Annotated in this window: 15 protein-coding genes; 13 read left to right on the plus strand and 2 right to left on the minus strand. The window is 41.1% G+C overall.

The window, feature by feature from the left end; all coding sequences use genetic code 11:
* Nucleotides 1–149: 149 nt before the first annotated feature.
* From ftsE to CLV38_RS03340, 11 genes are all read left to right on the plus strand, one after another.
* On the plus strand, nt 150–836 hold the full coding sequence (gene ftsE / locus CLV38_RS03290) for a cell division ATP-binding protein FtsE (protein ID WP_106191464.1): 687 nt from the start codon (nt 150–152) through the stop codon (nt 834–836).
* Nucleotides 826–1,713, plus strand: a complete 888-nt coding sequence (gene ftsX, locus CLV38_RS03295) for a permease-like cell division protein FtsX (protein WP_106191465.1) — start codon at nt 826–828, stop codon at nt 1,711–1,713. Before ftsE ends, ftsX begins: the two co-directional genes overlap by 11 nt.
* Before the next feature lie 65 nt (nt 1,714–1,778).
* Entirely contained in the window at nt 1,779–2,951 is a 1,173-nt protein-coding gene (locus CLV38_RS03300) for a C40 family peptidase (protein WP_106191468.1), read from the plus strand.
* Nucleotides 2,952–3,106: 155 nt separating this feature from the next.
* On the plus strand, nt 3,107–4,309 hold the full coding sequence (locus CLV38_RS03305) for a PDZ domain-containing protein (protein WP_170068800.1): 1,203 nt from the start codon (nt 3,107–3,109) through the stop codon (nt 4,307–4,309).
* Nucleotides 4,310–4,447: 138 nt separating this feature from the next.
* The gene (locus CLV38_RS03310) at nt 4,448–4,744 is read left to right on the plus strand and encodes an ArsR/SmtB family transcription factor (RefSeq protein ID WP_106191473.1); all 297 of its coding nucleotides are present in this window, start codon (nt 4,448–4,450) and stop codon (nt 4,742–4,744) included.
* 1 nt (nt 4,745) lies between these two features.
* A complete protein-coding gene (locus CLV38_RS03315) occupies nt 4,746–5,882 on the plus strand; it encodes a cation diffusion facilitator family transporter (RefSeq protein ID WP_106191476.1) in 1,137 nt (378 codons plus the stop codon).
* A gap of 60 nt (nt 5,883–5,942) precedes the next feature.
* A complete protein-coding gene (locus CLV38_RS03320; protein WP_106191478.1) occupies nt 5,943–6,608 on the plus strand; it encodes an HD domain-containing protein in 666 nt (221 codons plus the stop codon).
* A gap of 164 nt (nt 6,609–6,772) precedes the next feature.
* Nucleotides 6,773–9,625 carry an excinuclease ABC subunit UvrA gene (uvrA, locus tag CLV38_RS03325; RefSeq protein ID WP_106191480.1) on the plus strand — a complete coding sequence of 951 codons (2,853 nt, stop codon included), beginning with the start codon at nt 6,773–6,775 and terminating at the stop codon, nt 9,623–9,625.
* Nucleotides 9,626–9,729: 104 nt separating this feature from the next.
* Nucleotides 9,730–11,433, plus strand: coding sequence for a daptomycin-sensing surface protein LiaX (liaX, locus tag CLV38_RS03330; protein WP_106191483.1), 1,704 nt, complete (start codon nt 9,730–9,732; stop codon nt 11,431–11,433).
* 24 nt (nt 11,434–11,457) lie between these two features.
* Nucleotides 11,458–11,760 carry a PspC domain-containing protein gene (locus tag CLV38_RS03335; protein ID WP_106191485.1) on the plus strand — a complete coding sequence of 101 codons (303 nt, stop codon included), beginning with the start codon at nt 11,458–11,460 and terminating at the stop codon, nt 11,758–11,760.
* A 3-nt stretch (nt 11,761–11,763) separates the two neighbouring features.
* Nucleotides 11,764–12,093, plus strand: a complete 330-nt coding sequence (locus CLV38_RS03340) for a phage holin family protein (protein ID WP_106191487.1) — start codon at nt 11,764–11,766, stop codon at nt 12,091–12,093.
* A 133-nt stretch (nt 12,094–12,226) separates the two neighbouring features.
* On the opposite strand, the gene CLV38_RS03345 is transcribed toward CLV38_RS03340, so the two are convergent.
* Together CLV38_RS03345 and CLV38_RS03350 are read right to left on the minus strand one after the other, a co-directional pair.
* Nucleotides 12,227–13,042 (minus strand): ABC transporter permease, encoded by an 816-nt coding sequence (locus tag CLV38_RS03345; RefSeq protein ID WP_211295407.1) that lies wholly within the window; start codon nt 13,040–13,042, stop codon nt 12,227–12,229.
* Nucleotides 13,043–13,058: 16 nt separating this feature from the next.
* Nucleotides 13,059–14,003, minus strand: coding sequence for an ATP-binding cassette domain-containing protein (locus tag CLV38_RS03350; protein WP_106191490.1), 945 nt, complete (start codon nt 14,001–14,003; stop codon nt 13,059–13,061).
* Between the two features lie 283 nt (nt 14,004–14,286).
* On the opposite strand from CLV38_RS03350, the gene CLV38_RS03355 reads away from it, so the two are divergent.
* Nucleotides 14,287–15,036: a MerR family transcriptional regulator gene (locus tag CLV38_RS03355; protein WP_106191493.1), complete on the plus strand. Its 750-nt coding sequence runs from the start codon at nt 14,287–14,289 to the stop codon at nt 15,034–15,036.
* A 178-nt stretch (nt 15,037–15,214) separates the two neighbouring features.
* Nucleotides 15,215–16,153: an HPr(Ser) kinase/phosphatase gene (gene hprK, locus CLV38_RS03360; RefSeq protein WP_106191496.1), complete on the plus strand. Its 939-nt coding sequence runs from the start codon at nt 15,215–15,217 to the stop codon at nt 16,151–16,153.
* Nucleotides 16,154–16,158: the final 5 nt, after the last annotated feature.

Below are 16,158 nucleotides of genomic sequence, written 5' to 3' on the forward strand. Positions count from 1 at the left end.
ACGAAGAGCTTACAATGAAATGTTTTTGTAATTGTTTTAAAACAGACTTATGGATTTCCAGTGATATACTAATTTAAGGCTGTGAAAAGCTTTAAGAACATACTCATCGGAATGAAAGAGAAAAATTTAAATAGATAGGTGATTATTTAATGATAGAAATGACTAATGTCTACAAAAAATACCCAAATGGTATTACAGCGATAAATGGATTGGATGTAAAAATCGACCAGGGTGAATTTGTATATGTCGTAGGCCCGAGTGGTGCTGGAAAATCCACATTTATTAAAATGATTTATAGAGAAGAAGTGCCGACCCAAGGTAATGTTAAAGTAGGCGAATTCGATTTAGTTAAATTAAAAGCTAAGAAAGTGCCTTATCTGAGAAGACACGTTGGAGTAGTTTATCAGGATTTTAAATTATTGCCTCGACTGACAGTATCTGAAAATGTTGCGTATGCTATGCAGGTCGTCGGAAAGAATCCTAAAGCGATACAGAAACGAGTATTGGAAGTTCTGGATTTAGTTGGACTGAAACATAAAGTCCGAATGTTTCCTAATGAGCTTTCCGGTGGAGAGCAGCAGCGTGTTGCTATCGCTAGGGCTATTGCGAATATGCCTCGCGTACTGATTGCAGATGAACCAACTGGAAACCTGGATCCTGAAACAGCTTGGGGAATCATGGACCTTCTGGAAGAAATTAACAATCATGGGACGACCATTATTATGGCAACTCATAACAGTGATATCGTTAACCGTGTGAGACACCGTGTGTTGGCAGTTGAGAACGGCCGTATCGCTCGTGATCAAGAGGGAGGAGAATACGGATATGAAGGCTAGAACATTCTGGAGACACATAGTTGAATCATTGAAAAGTATTAAACGTAACGGATGGATGACAATCGCAGCTGTTAGTGCAGTAGCTGTTACTTTATTACTCGTAGGAAGCTTTATTGCTATTCTTATGAACGTAAATAAATTGGCTTCAGATGTAGAAGAAGACGTAAGTGTGAGAGTGTACGTCGACCTTGCTGCTGAAGAAGAAGATCAGGAAGCTCTACAGGAAAGTCTGGAGGAACTTGATGAAGTTGAAACAGTGGTTTATTCAAGCAGAGATGACGAGTTGACTCAGGTCATCGGAAGTTATGGGGATGAATTCGGTCTCTTCGATGGTGATGACAATCCGCTCTATGATGTGTTTATTGTAAACACAGCAGCGCCAGAAGTGACCTCTGAAGTAGCCGGACAGGCAGAAGAGTTGAGTTATGTTGCGGATGTCAATTATGGTGGCGCAACAGCCGATCGATTATTTGAAGTAATGGCAACGGTCAGAAATGTCGGAGCTATCATTATTATCGCGCTGATCTTTACCGCTGTCTTTTTGATAGCCAACACGATCAGAATTACAATCTTCTCAAGAAGTACAGAAATCGAGATTATGAAGCTGGTAGGGGCAACAAACTGGTTTATCCGCTGGCCTTTCCTGATTGAAGGAGCATTGATTGGGTTTATCGGGGCACTGATTCCTGTATCAATAATCTCTTATGTTTATCTGAGTGGATTTGACACGTTAATGACCTATTTATCAGGAACATATTTTGCTTTACTTCCACCTAACCCGTTCTTATATCAAATTGTAGCATTATTGTTAACAATTGGAATAGTTATCGGTAGTGTGGGATCATCATTATCCATTAGAAAATTCTTAAAAGTTTAAGCACAAGAGGGGGGTCTCCCCCTTATACATATAAAAACAGAATAGTCGGAAAGAGGCAGACAGACGTGGACAGTAGAAGGAGACATTTAAAATGGATCATAGCAGGTATCATAGGACTAACAGTCTCAGGAGGATCGATCCTAAAAGTAGAAGGATCACCTTTGACATCGGGAAATTACTCTGAGCGAATACAGGATCTTGAGACGAAGGAAAAAGAAGCCAAAACAGAACTTGAAGCTATAGCAGAAAAAATGGCTAAAACAGAGCAGGAAGCTGAGAACCTTCTGACTGATTTAAAGCAGACCGCTGAAGAGTTGTCAGAGCTGCAGGGTACGATCGACCAGGTATCCAGCCAGATCGATGCGCGTGAAAGCAGACTTCAGTCGCAGGTTCGTGCAGTACAAGTGACAAGCGGATCAGCAAACATTTTAAGTTTCATTATGGAATCTAATTCTTTAGGAGATGCAATGGGACGGATCGATGTCGTTAATACATTGTTCTCAGCAAATCAGAACCTCATGCAAAAACAGATTGAAGATAAAGAAACTATAGAAGAAGCCAAACGCTCCCTATATGAAAAGCATGAAGAACAGACACTCTTGGCTGCTCAACTCGAAAACGCTAAAGTCGAACTGGAAGAGAATCAGGCTGAACAGGAAATGACTATGGTGCGTATTGCAGTTGAACGAGCGGAAATCGGTGAAGAAAGAGAAGCCTTAGCCGCTCAGCAGCTTGAAAGTGAGCAACGGTTTGAATCGATTCAATCCTCTCGTATAGAATCTGAAAATACTGCAGTAGTAGAAATTGCTGATGAAGTGGAAGCAGAAGAAGAAGCAGAAGTGAGTCTTTCATCATCAAATTCTTCTCCTTCAGCAACAGCTTCAACTGGAACGGTCGTCAATGTTGCTCACAGTCTGACAGGTACACCGTATTCATTTTCGGGAACGACACCTGCAGGATTTGATTGCTCAGGATTCACTCAGTTTACATACCAGCGTTCTGGGAAGAGCATTTCAAGAACGGCTGCTTCACAATTCAGTTCGAGCACACGTGTATCTCAGGCAGAAGCTCAGCCGGGAGACCTGATATTCTTTAATCAGTCAGGTTCTATCGATCATGTCGGGATATATCTTGGTGGAGGACGATTTATCGGCTCGCAAACATCTACAGGTGTAGCAGTTGCTTCGTTTACATCTGGCTACTGGTCTAATTATGTTGCTGGTTTCGGACGTCCATAATAATCAGTAAATGAGTCTTGCATGCGATTGGGAGCTGGTACCGTTCCGATTGTATGCAAGACTTTTTTTACTGGAATAAAGTGTAGGCTTTTATCGTCCTTTCAGGAAAGGTATGATAGAATAAAAAGGATGATAGATTAGAAGGGATGACAAATATGACCGTACTGCAGAATAGTTTACTAGCAATTGTCCTATTTATATTACAGCCCACTTTCTTAGCAGGGATTGCATTAGTTTTCCTTGCAAAAAGCAGGCGCTTCAAGTATTCTCGTGCTCAATTACGCGCTTCGATTTATAAAGACCATTATGAACTCAGACGATTCTTTTTTTGGGGAATTATACCTGGTATAGCGATTTCCTTAGTCTCATTTCTGGCTGGCTTGCCTGTCAGTATAGACTGGATCATTTCTTACCATATCATCACAATTCTCTTGCTTGGATTTGGATACCGATTTATCCATCCTGTTTTTACATTTACATTGTCTGCACTGGCTGCATTAGTCATTGGTCAGTTTGTTTCACTTGATGAACAACTCTCAAGCATTTTAAATCAGTGGAACAGCCCATTTGTTCAGACAGACAGTCTGTCTTTTCAAAGCATGCAACCTGTCCTGGTTCTGACCATCCTGTTACTGTTAAGTACTATACTAACGCTGCACATCAGCAAGTTAAATCAGTTTACCCCTCGTTTTATGAAGACAAAAAGAGGGAAGCTTGTTGCAAGGTACCGAATGACACCACTATGGCTGGTGCCTCTGGTTGTCATTGTACCAGGAGAGACATTTACTCAATTATTTAACTGGTGGCCGGTATTTTCAATTGGCAGTCAATCCTATTCTTTCCTGATCATACCTGTTCTTCTTGGTTTCAGATACACTGTACAAGCTCAGATGCCGACACAAGCTAAAAACGCTTTATTAAGAGATTTTCTAATATTAGCTGTCATTTCAGTGGCTATTTTTGGATTCACATTCTGGCAAGCGGAAATCGCGGTGCTGGGCCTGCTTGTTTTACTAGTAGGTGGGATAGTCGTTCTTTACAGACACCGTCTACGCGAAAGACAGTGGAGTTTCAGATTTGGACCGGCTGAAGAAGGATTAAGAGTTGTTGCTGTCAGGCCAGACAGTCCAGCTGAGAAAATGGATATTGAAATCGGAGACGTTATCATGGAATCCAATCAGCGGAAACTGGAAACTGCTGAGGACTTTACTGAATCCCTTTATTCCAGTCGCTCATATATTAAACTGAAAGTTAAGCGAATTGATGGGGAGCTCGTCATCACTGAAACGGCTTTATATGAAAATGATGCACATGATCTGGGCATGGTTTTGCTGGAAGATATTCAACTAATCAATTAACTAAATGAGTAAAGGAAGAGCTGCTTAAATGCGGCTCTTCCTTTTTTTAAAAAGAATGACATATGCTATTGACAGGGTGATTTAAACTGATAAAATGAACATATGAATAGATTTGCATATGTAATAAGGAGGATTTATATGGGACTTTCCAGTTTGATGATCGATGAAGTTACGGGCCTGTTTAAAGCATTGAGCGAGCCAGGTCGGTTGACTATTATTTATAAACTGTATGATGCTGAATTGAGTGTGACAGAGCTGGCTGAACAACTCGGCATCGAACAATCAGCTGTATCACATCAATTGAAAATACTAAAGAATGCACGGGTGGTTACATTCAGAAAAGAAGGAAAGAGGAGACTGTATTCATTGGCTGATGACCATATTTATATACTGATTGAGCAGGTGATGTCACATGCAAGAGAAAAGAGGGAATGAGATGTCTCGTTATCAAATAAAAGGACTTCATTGCAGAGAGTGCTCCAGCGAACTGGAGAGAAAATTGAACGCTGTTCAGCCAGACGGAGGTATATCGATCAATTATGATCATCAGCTGTTGAATGTCAGCAAGTCCTTATCTGATCTGTCGGCAATCAAGAAGGTGCTGGAGTTTGAAAAACTAACTTTGACAGACTATCAGACTAATGAAAATTCACTGAACACTGAATCAGATCCTGGGAATGGCCATAGTCATAGCCATGGAATAGAGAAGCTGGTGAATCAGACTGCTACTAAGAAGATAGCAGTAGTCTTCTACCTCAACCTGTTTTTTTCTGTTATTGAATTTATTTTCGGCTTTATGTTCAACAGTATGGCTATCATCAGTGATGCCGTTCACGATCTAGGGGATGCTATGTCAGTAGGGTTAGCAGGTTATTTTCAAAAAATAGCAACCAAAGAAGCGGATGATCAATATAGCTTTGGGCATCAGCGGTTTTCCCTGCTCGGAGCCATGGTGACCTCCATTGTATTGATTGTTGGGTCAGTCATTGTAATTTTCCATGCAGTACCCAGAGTCTTCTCACCTGAACCTGTTTATTATCAGGGGATGTTCTGGCTTTCTATAGTTGCGATCGCAGCTAACGGATTTTCAGCCTGGCTGATGAGTAGAGGATCATCACACAATGAATCGCTCATCAATCTACACATGATGGAAGATGTATTAGGATGGCTGGGTGTACTGATCGTCAGTATCGTTCTTACCTTCACTGACTGGTATTTTCTTGACCCATTACTGTCTATAGCTGTCGCCGTTTTTATATCATTTAAAACATGGCCCCTTTTTAAAGAGACAGTGGAAATATTCCTGGAGGCAACACCAAGATCGATTTCGAAGAAAGAAGTCGAGTCAGATCTTTTAAGCTACAGCAAAATAACTAACTGTTCTCATCTGCATATATGGTCTATTGATGGAAAGGAACATGCCCTGACTGTTACCTTAAGTACAAATGAGGCAGACAGCAAGGTTCTCGAGGACATTAAAGAAGATATTCGTCAGAAGCTTATCGCCTACGATATCACTCACAGTACGATTGAATTTGTCTATGATCCATCCAGTCTGCTGGAAAATTATTGATAATGGGCTGAAAAGTTGGTAGGATAGAGTAACTTTACACACTAATTAGGGGGAAATGTTATGGGGATGCATGAATATTTTAAAAGTTTAAGTGACCTGGAAAAGATCTACCGTTGCCCTGGTAAATTCAAGTATGAAGAACATTCAGTTGCAGCACATTCTTTTAAAGTAACTAAAATAGCGCAGTTTTTAGGAACTGTCGAAGAACGTAACGGCAAGGAAATCAATTGGAAGTCTTTATATGAAAAAGCATTGAATCACGATTACGCAGAGATATTCATCGGGGACATCAAAACACCCGTGAAATATGCTGATCCTGATCTGAGAGACCGCCTGGCGAATGTAGAAGAATCAATGACGAAACATTTTATTGAGCAGGAAATTCCAGAAGAGTATCAGGCCATCTATCATGAGCGACTGAAAGAAGGAAAAGATGATTCCATTGAAGGGAAAATTTTGTCAGTAGCTGATAAACTGGATCTCCTGTATGAATCCTTTGGCGAAATTCAAAAAGGGAATCCGGAAAATTTATTCTCAGAAATATATCAGGAGTCACTCGATACAATACTGGCCTTCAAAGAAATGACGTCTGTGCAGTATATTTTGTCTGAAGTCTTACCGGACCTGCTTAGTGGTGAATTCACCAACCAGGCTCAATTGGAAAAAATATCTGAAACGATACTGAAAAATCACAATATAGAACAAACATTCGCATTAGGAGAATGACTATGCTATAATTATAGGGTGTAAATTAGGAAAGAGGTGACCTCTTTCCTTTTTATTTACCCATAAGTATAAAGTCAAATAGTCGAATAATAGAAAGAAAAAACGTACAATAAACATAGTAGGCAAGAAGATATTAGATATCTATATAAAGGTAGGCAAACAGAATGGCAAATGACAAAATTGAAGTGCGAGGCGCTAGGTCTCATAACTTAAAAAATATTAACGTCACCATCCCAAGAGACAAGCTCGTCGTTATGACCGGCCTGTCCGGATCGGGTAAAAGTTCGCTGGCATTTGATACCTTATATGCGGAAGGACAGCGTCGATACGTTGAATCCTTGTCGGCTTATGCCAGACAGTTTCTGGGACAGATGGATAAACCTGATGTTGATAGTATTGAAGGGTTGAGTCCCGCTATTTCTATCGATCAGAAAACCACCAGCAATAATCCTCGGTCAACTGTGGGGACTGCTACAGAAATAAACGATTATCTTAGATTAATGTATGCACGGATCGGGAAACCAATCTGTCCAAATGACGGAACAGAAATTTCTAGTCAGTCAATCGAACAGATGGTAGACCGTATTCTGGAATACCCTGAGAGTACACGAATCCAAATTCTAGCACCGATCATTAAAGAGAAAAAAGGTCAGCATAAAAAAACACTTGAGAAGATCAAGAGTGAAGGGTACGTAAGATTAAGAGTTGACAATGAAGTCATGGACATTGGGGACGACATTGAGCTGGAGAAAACTAAAAACCACTCGATTGAAGTGATTGTTGATCGTGTAGTAATCAAAGACGGCATTCGTTCACGCTTGTTTGATTCGCTTGAAGCAGCATTAACCTTAGCGGATGGCTATGTCATAGCGGATATAATCGGACAAGAAGAGGTGCTGTTTAGCGAGCATTACGCTTGTCCGGTATGTGGGTTTACGCTCCCTCCTCTAGAACCCCGCCTGTTTTCTTTTAACGCCCCTTTTGGAGCCTGCTCTGAGTGTGACGGATTGGGAACCAAGCTGGAAGTAGATGTTGATCTGGTCATTCCTGATCCTGGATTGTCCATTGATGAAGGGGTCATTTTACCGTGGAGACCGATCAGTTCTAATTATTATCCGCAGATGCTATCGCAGGCTTGTGAGTCTTTTGATATTGACACAACGATTCCCTTCAATGAACTGCCGAAGAAAAAGCAGAACATTATCTTGAATGGGTCTAAAAACAAGAAATTCCACTTCCATTATAAAAATGATTTTGGAAGTGTGAGAGATACTATGATTCCATTTGAAGGGGTCATCAGTAACATATCCAGGCGGTATCATGAAACGAGCAGTGATTTCACACGCAATCAGATGCTGCAGTATATGACGGAACTGGAGTGTCATGTGTGTCACGGCAAACGATTAAGTGATGAAGCACTTGCAGTAAAAGTGGAAGGACAGGATATTGGGGAAATCAGCAGTTATTCGATCGAAAGAGCGTATGAGTTCTTTAATTCTCTGACCCTATCGGAAACGGATAAAACGATTGCGGCTCCCATCAGAAAAGAAATTAAAGACCGCCTGACGTTTCTTCGTAATGTCGGACTGGATTACCTGACGCTAAACCGAAAAGCTGGAACCCTTTCGGGTGGGGAAGCACAGCGGATTAGGCTGGCAACTCAAATTGGATCTAATTTATCAGGAGTTCTGTATATCCTTGATGAGCCGTCCATCGGTCTTCATCAAAGAGACAACAACCGATTGATTGATTCCCTTAAGAAAATGAGAGACTTGGGCAATACACTCATAGTCGTCGAGCACGATGAAGATACGATGCGGGCAGCAGACTATGTTATTGATATCGGTCCTGGTGCAGGAGAAAGAGGCGGCGAGGTAGTTGCAACGGGAACGCCTGAAGATATCGAAAATCATGAAACATCGATTACCGGAGCCTATTTATCTGGTAAAAAAGGGATCCCTGTACCTGAGACCCGTAGAAAAGAAAATCTAGGAAGCATTGATATAAAAGGGGCTCAGGAAAACAATTTGAAGAACCTGGATATTTCATTTCCTTTAGGTCGCTTCATTTCAGTTACTGGTGTATCCGGATCGGGTAAAAGTACACTGATCAATGAAATTTTGAAGAAGGCACTGGCACGGGAAGTAGGTCGTTCCAAAGCAAGACCAGGTAAGTTTAAATCCATCAAAGGATATGAGCAGCTGGAAAAAGTCATTGATATCGATCAAAGTCCGATTGGTCGGACGCCCAGAAGTAACCCGGCAACGTACACCAGTGTATTTGATGATATAAGAGACCTTTTTGCCAAAACGAATGAAGCGAAAATGCGAGGGTATAAAAAAGGCCGATTCAGTTTCAACGTTAAAGGCGGCAGATGTGAAGCGTGCAGAGGTGACGGGATACTGAAAATTGAAATGCATTTCCTTCCCGATGTCTATGTTCCGTGTGAAGTCTGTAAAGGAACACGCTATAACTCCGAAACTTTGGAAATCAAGTACAAAGGTAAAAATATTTCAGAAGTACTGGGAATGACTATTGAAGAAGCAGTAAATTTCTTCTCTAACATACCTAAAATAGAGCGTAAACTCCAAACCATAATCGATGTAGGGTTAGGTTATGTAAGGTTAGGCCAGCCAGCTACCACTTTGTCTGGTGGAGAAGCTCAGAGGATGAAACTCGCAAGTGAATTGCACAAGCGTCAGAATGGTCATAATTTTTATATACTAGATGAACCGACAACAGGACTGCACGCTGATGATATTGCCAGACTGCTGGTCGTACTTGACCGACTGGTAGAAGCCGGCAACACGGTGCTAGTTATCGAGCACAATTTAGATGTCATCAAAGTGGCTGATCATATCATCGATCTGGGACCTGAAGGCGGTCAGGGAGGCGGTTCGCTTATCGCCACTGGAACACCTGAAGAAATAGCAGAATGTGAGAACAGCTATACAGGGTATTATCTGAAGCCAATCCTGAACAAAGCAAATAAAGTAAAAGAAAAAAATCAGTCGTAAGCCCTATGACAAAATCCGGTCTTTCATTCATACTATAAGATAGATACCAAGATAGTAGACAGTTCCCGATATTAAAGGATGTAAACTAAATAGGAGGGTAAACAATGAATGAAAGAGAACGTATATTGGAATTAATGAAAACAGGCGTGATTTCTACAGAAGAAGGTTTGGATTTACTGGAATCGATTGCCACTAAAGAAGACAAGAAACAGGAAGACCCTGTATTCAACTCAGATGAAGTAGAATTTGAAGATCAGTCAGAACCGATTGAAGATGAAGCTGAGAATGAGAAACAGAAACAGGCAGAAGAATCCCTGGAGCAGTTAGTCTCTGAAATTAACGAATACTCTGTAGAATTAGACACAATCAGTGCTAAGCTGACGGACAGCAGAAAAGAACTGCAGCTTAAAAAAGAAGAGCTGGCTGGTATTGACCAGTCCAGTAAAGAATCAATCCAAAAAGAGAAAAATAACATTATCGAAAAAATTAAAACGATTCAGAAAGAACTTGAATTGATCAAGCAGCTGGATGAAGTAGACACTACAGAGGAAATTATCGCATTAAGAGACGAAATCAATGACCTTGATAAAGTCCTGACTGATATAGAAGAAAAGTCAGATGATGATGAAACAGGTAAAAAACGTATTGAGTTCGAAGAAGAAATTATCGAACTTGAAGAAAAAATTAGCGAACTGAGTGAGCAAAAAGCTGAGCTCATGAAGAAATTGCATAAATCTAAAATGAAACAATGGACCTTAAAAGCTAAGCAGGCAACTGCTCAGTTTGAGATTCCGGAAGACTGGGAGAAAAAAGCAAGTGAAGAATTCTCCAAAGCTGGTGAAAAACTCGATGCTGCGAGCAAAGAGTGGTCTAAACTGTTCAAAACGAAAGTCGATAAAGCATCTAAAAGCGATATTTCTGAAACGGTACGCTCTAATATCGAAAATGCTATGAGCCACTTTGACTGGAAAGATATCAATATGAAAGTTCCAGCATTGAGCACAAGAGATTTTACAAAAGAGTGGACGTATGAGAACACAACAGCCACTATCCTGGACTTCAAACTGGCTAACGGAAAAGTTGTCCTGAAACCTGGTACTGACGAGAAGATATCTTTTAAAGCAAAAGGAAAATTATATGGTAAAATGGATGAAGAAACACCAGTAGAATCATTTGATGCACGCAGTACTATGACGATTGATGAAGACAAACTGGTCTGTCATGTGCCGAATAAACGTGTGTATGTCGAATTGGAAGTGACGCTTCCTAAACGGACTTATGATTATATCTCCATCACAATGCTGAACGGGAAACTTTCGATCAAAGACCTGGCAGCAAAAGACGTTTTTGCCAAATCCACTAATGGATCACTTACCTTTGAGCAGTTACAGGCAACCATGCTGGAAGTGAAAGGCTCAAATGGTGCTATCAGTATTAAAGAGTCTGATCTGAAAGATGTTCTGGCGGGATCGGTCAACGGATCTATCCTGTTCCACGGCAAAACAGAGAGTGCAGACTTCTCAACCACTAATGGGGAAATAAAAGTAACATTAACAGATAAGAAAGTAGTCAGAGTGAATGCCAATACGATAAATGGTAATGTCAAATTAGCTCTTCCAGCAGGTAGAGGGATCGAAGGTAAAGCAAAAACGACATTTGGGAAAGTGAAAAGTCGCTTGTCTGATACTGAACCGATGGATAAAGTTGAACACACGATGTACATCAAGCGAGTTACGGGTGAAACACCTTTAGACTTTTTTGCAGGAACAACAACGGGTAACATCCTGATCAAAGATACAGATCAATAAATCAATGGAAACGAGGGGTGCAAAATGAAAAAGTTAGCTAAATCAAAAGATAATGCAGTTATTTTTGGAGTGTTAGGCGGATTAGGCGACTACTTTGGAATCGATCCAGTTCTACTGAGAGTTATTGTCGTAGTGGCAACTTTCATTGGCGTAGGTTCGACCGTTCCAATCTATTTGTTATTAGCGCTGGTCATGCCTGACACTAATGAAACAGTAAGTAAACCGTCTTCTCACACAAAAAAATCGTCTCCTTTCGGTAATTTAAACGAAAAACCCAAACGGAAAGAGGCAGAAAAAGTAGAAGACGAGGACTGGAGTGATTTTTAATTTATGAAATGGTGGCAACGAATATTAGCTAATACTATTATTTTTCTAGCGCTGGCAGGTTTTCTTGGAGGCTTTTACATTGATTCGTGGGCAACCGCACTAGTTGCAGCAGTTGTTTTCGGAATTCTGAATGTAATCGTCAAGCCGATTTTAGTGATACTGTCATTCCCCATAACGATGATGACGCTGGGACTTTTTTACTTCGTCATAAATGGGTTGATGTTATGGCTGACAGCTGCGCTCGTTAGTGGATTCGGGTTCAGTTCATTTATAATGGCACTGGTCGTAGCGTTTATCGTTTCAGCGCTCAATGCATTCTTTAATAACGCATAAATAAAAGTGCCGGAAAATAACTAGTTAAAGAAAAAACACCGTCAGACCAAGGATTATATTCCTTGGTCTGACGGTGTTTCTATATGCCTGCATTCCTGAATTTCTAAAAGCGACTTTAGTATCAGCCAGTCATTTAATTTTTGTTTTTATACAGATACATTGTCAAAGGACCAAAGAGGGTTACTAATAATCCGGAAGAGACAAGAGTCCAAAGGATTTCTGTCTGAACATCGTAACCATGCATTAACCCTCGAACGGAGTCGACTAACATCGAAATAGGATTAACATTTACGAACCATTCCAGCACAAGCGGCATTGTTTCCGGATCTACAAACGCACTGCTCAAAAACGTGAGTGGGAAAATGATCATCATGGCTGTTGCCATCAATGCATTTTCTGACTCCATGACAAGAGCGAGAACTGTCCAGATCCATGATAAACTGAAGGCAAACAGCAAGAGTAAAGCCACAGCCATGCCTACGCCAATGAGATTGCCTTCAGGTCTGAAGCCTAAGATCATCGCAAACCCAATCATGATGACCGAGGCTACGCTGTATCTTAAAGTGTCAAAAAGCATCGCACCGACAAGCGAAGAGGGAGACCAGATCGGCAAAGTTCTCTGACGGTCGAAGAATCCTTTCTGCAGATCTTTATTCAAGTCCAGTCCGGTGTACATGGTGATCTGGACTACAGTCTGGACAAGGATACCAGGTAAAATGTACTGAAGGTATTCCTGAACTGATCCAGCGATTGCTCCTCCAAAAAGGTAAGTGAACATCAGAAGAAAAAGTATCGGCATAGCAGTAATATCCATTAAGGCCATAGGTGTATGCTTTGTTTTAAGTAACGACCGCATCGCGAATGTACCGACTGAGGCCATCGCACCAGGTGGTGTCGGTCGTTTTGTAGATATGATAGCGTCATCGAGATTTTTTTGTCTAGTGTCCATATCAGGACCTCCTTCTCTATTCTTCATCTGTAAGCGCAAGAAATACTTCATCTAAGCTGGGCTGACTCAACGAGAAAGTGATTAGTTCAATCTCAGCTGCGGTCAGTTCATTGAGAGCTTTAGCGGCAACAGCAGGGTCAGTGACTTTAACCAGTAATTGAGATTTTTTTGTTGATTCCTGAAGGACGGACCCTATACTATCCTCCAATATGACTCTGGAACGATCATAATCATACTCGTTTTTTAACGTGACATGCAGCATTCCGGTCCCTACAGATGCCTTTAGTTCAGTGGATGTCCCTTCTGCTATGATTTTACCTTTATTTATCACAGCTATACGGTCAGCAAGCTGATCAGCTTCATCCAGATACTGGGTGGTCAACAGCACAGTGGTCCCGGCTTTGGTCAAAGTACGAATGACGTCCCAAACCTGATTTCTGCTTCTCGGATCCAATCCGGTTGTCGGTTCATCCAGAAATAGAAGGTCAGGTGTAACAACTATACTTGCAGCTATATCTAATCGTCTACGCATGCCTCCAGAGTAATCTTTAGACTGTTTACCGGCGGCGTCGGACAATCCGAAAGCTTTTAATAATTCGCTTGCTCTTTTTCGGGCATCTTTTCTTGAAAAACCAACTAGTCTGGAAACCATTACCAGATTTTCCATCCCAGTCAGATCTTCATCAATCGACGCATACTGACCTGTCATGGCGATTCTTGGACGGATTTTTTTTGACTCGCCTGTCACATCGTGACCAAAAATAGAAGCGGTTCCTTCATCTATCTTTAATAAAGTACTTAACATTCGAACCGTGGTGGTTTTTCCGGCTCCGTTAGGACCGAGGAATCCATAAACTGTTCCTTTTTCGATTTTCAAGTCGATTTCATCGACTGCATAGAAGGCATCAAACTTCTTAATCAACCCTTTGGCTTCTACTGCATACTCAATAGTCTGTGCCATACTTGCCCAACTCCTTCTGTTTTTTATGTTATTCGAAGCAACCTTTTCAATACTAAATACTGAGTTGCCTGATTCCGCACCTCCTTAACCAGTGTACAACACTTATGCAAGTCCCTAAGTAGTGCTGGTCTGGTCCTTGTCAGTTAAGGGGTAAAATTAAAAAAACCTGTCATGTGCTTTAACCTTTTACTTTAAAGTGGAATTGAACTATAATAACCAGAAGGTGAAGGTCACGTGTACAGTTACATGATTTCAAACACTGTTCAGCGAAAGGATGTAAACGATGAAGGGAATAGAAATAGCAAGGCTATGCAATGTGTCTACCAGTACTTTAAAACATTACGAAGAATGGGGTCTTGTTCCGGAGATACCCAGATCAGAGAATGGATACCGTAATTATTCACCTGTTCATTTAGCCTATTTCCAGTGCATTATCAGTTTGAATATTGGGTATGGTATGGCATTTGTTAAAGAACTGATGCCGCTGATTCACAAGGGAGAGACCATGACAGTATTATGGAGCGTGAACCAGGCTCAGTCAGTCCTGCAGGAGGAAAGACGTCAGGCAGAGCAGATACTGAAACTGCTTGAAAAGGAAGATGTAGACTGGTTCGATTCTATTCGCAGAAAAAAAAGTCACTACACGATAGGTGAAGCTGCAGAAATAGCAGGAGTTGCGACATCAGCCATTCGTCATTGGGAGCTGGAACAGCTGATCAATCCTGCACGGCATGCGGAAAGTGGATACAGGTTATTTTCTTCTGAAGATATCAGACGGATTTTGATTATACGCACAGTATCTAAAGCCGCCTGGTCACTTGATATTGTTAGAGAAGTACTTGAAGAAGCAGATAGACATGATCTGACTAGAACTAAAGAGATGGCAGCCCGTTCGCTGGAGTATATTGATGTCACACTGATAGCCCGCATTAAAGCAATGGCTTCGTTAACTGCCTTACTGGACCTCATATGCACCGAAAGCGATATTTGGGCAGCTGAGAATCTGGGTCATTATGCCTATTATCAGAAGTAAGGCTTTAAGACAATGCTGATCAGCGATGTTCCAGCAGCTAGGAGAGAGATGAGCAGACATACAGGCATCAGCAGCGATGTAAACTCCTTCGGAAGCCATCAGACTCTTTCATCTATAAAGGCAAGCTGAAATATGATATGATTAAGACATGTTTGATTATGTGTAAAGGAGATTGAGAATGGGCGCTTCAGTAAAAATACATGAACTAGTAGATGCAATGGATGACATAAGTGTAGTCATCGGAGAAGAGCATTTGGATCGTGAGATCGTAATCAGTGATCTATCTCGACCAGCACTTGAATTAACCGGTTATTTCTGTTTTTACCCACAAAACAGAATGCAGCTTTTAGGTAAAACGGAATTGTCATTTGCTGAACGAATGACAAGTGACGAACGCTATATCGTAATGAAACGAATGTGTCAGGCCGATACACCAGCATTTTTGGTGTCACGGAGTTTAGAACCACCTAAAGAGCTGATTAAAGCGGCTAAAGAGAAGGGGATCCCGGTTCTTGTCTCTAAACGGTCGACTACACGATTGTCGTCCAACGTCACCAACTTTTTAGAAGAACGTCTGGCAGAACGTATTTCTCAGCATGGTGTTCTAGTCGATATATACGGGATGGGTGTGCTCATAATAGGAGATTCCGGAATTGGAAAATCAGAGACGGCACTTGAACTTATTCAGCGTGGACACCGACTGGTTGCTGATGACCGTGTAGAACTGTATATGATGGATGAAAGACGTATCATTGGTGAACCACCAGAAATACTGAGACATCTAATTGAAATTCGTGGCATAGGAGTCATTGATGTCGTTAATTTATTTGGCGTAGGGTCTATACGATCGAAAAAAACAGTGGATTTGGTTATCAATTTAGAACACTGGGACAAGAACAGACAATATGATCGTCTGGGGCATAATTTGGACAAAATGAGATTCTTTAATGTTGAGATTCCTAAATTGTCGATTCCCGTAAAAGTAGGACGAAACCTGTCCATCATTATTGAAATAGCAACGATGAATATACGAGCTAAAGAAATGGGATATGATGCGACTAAAACCTTTGAAAAGAATCTGAATAATCTAATCAGAGAAAATACTCAAGGAGACTAACAGGA

The sequence above is a fragment of the Alkalibacterium olivapovliticus genome, from assembly GCF_003003275.1.
GTDB classification, from domain to species: Bacteria; Bacillota; Bacilli; order Lactobacillales; family Carnobacteriaceae_A; genus Alkalibacterium; species Alkalibacterium olivapovliticum.

What these genes read in the sequence shown, in the direction of transcription:
- liaX (WP_106191483.1), top strand. Translation starts at nt 9,730, where the DNA reads ATGAATGAAAGAGAACGTATATTGGAATTAATGAAAACAGGCGTGATT.
- CLV38_RS03335 (WP_106191485.1), top strand. Translation starts at nt 11,458, where the DNA reads ATGAAAAAGTTAGCTAAATCAAAAGATAATGCAGTTATTTTTGGAGTG.
- CLV38_RS03305 (WP_170068800.1), top strand. Translation starts at nt 3,107, where the DNA reads ATGACCGTACTGCAGAATAGTTTACTAGCAATTGTCCTATTTATATTA.
- ftsE (WP_106191464.1), top strand. Translation starts at nt 150, where the DNA reads ATGATAGAAATGACTAATGTCTACAAAAAATACCCAAATGGTATTACA.
- CLV38_RS03345 (WP_211295407.1), bottom strand. Translation starts at nt 13,042, where the DNA reads ATGGACACTAGACAAAAAAATCTCGATGACGCTATCATATCTACAAAA.
- ftsX (WP_106191465.1), top strand. Translation starts at nt 826, where the DNA reads ATGAAGGCTAGAACATTCTGGAGACACATAGTTGAATCATTGAAAAGT.
- CLV38_RS03350 (WP_106191490.1), bottom strand. Translation starts at nt 14,003, where the DNA reads ATGGCACAGACTATTGAGTATGCAGTAGAAGCCAAAGGGTTGATTAAG.
- CLV38_RS03355 (WP_106191493.1), top strand. Translation starts at nt 14,287, where the DNA reads ATGAAGGGAATAGAAATAGCAAGGCTATGCAATGTGTCTACCAGTACT.
- CLV38_RS03340 (WP_106191487.1), top strand. Translation starts at nt 11,764, where the DNA reads ATGAAATGGTGGCAACGAATATTAGCTAATACTATTATTTTTCTAGCG.
- hprK (WP_106191496.1), top strand. Translation starts at nt 15,215, where the DNA reads ATGGGCGCTTCAGTAAAAATACATGAACTAGTAGATGCAATGGATGAC.
- CLV38_RS03315 (WP_106191476.1), top strand. Translation starts at nt 4,746, where the DNA reads ATGTCTCGTTATCAAATAAAAGGACTTCATTGCAGAGAGTGCTCCAGC.
- CLV38_RS03320 (WP_106191478.1), top strand. Translation starts at nt 5,943, where the DNA reads ATGGGGATGCATGAATATTTTAAAAGTTTAAGTGACCTGGAAAAGATC.
- CLV38_RS03310 (WP_106191473.1), top strand. Translation starts at nt 4,448, where the DNA reads ATGGGACTTTCCAGTTTGATGATCGATGAAGTTACGGGCCTGTTTAAA.
- uvrA (WP_106191480.1), top strand. Translation starts at nt 6,773, where the DNA reads ATGGCAAATGACAAAATTGAAGTGCGAGGCGCTAGGTCTCATAACTTA.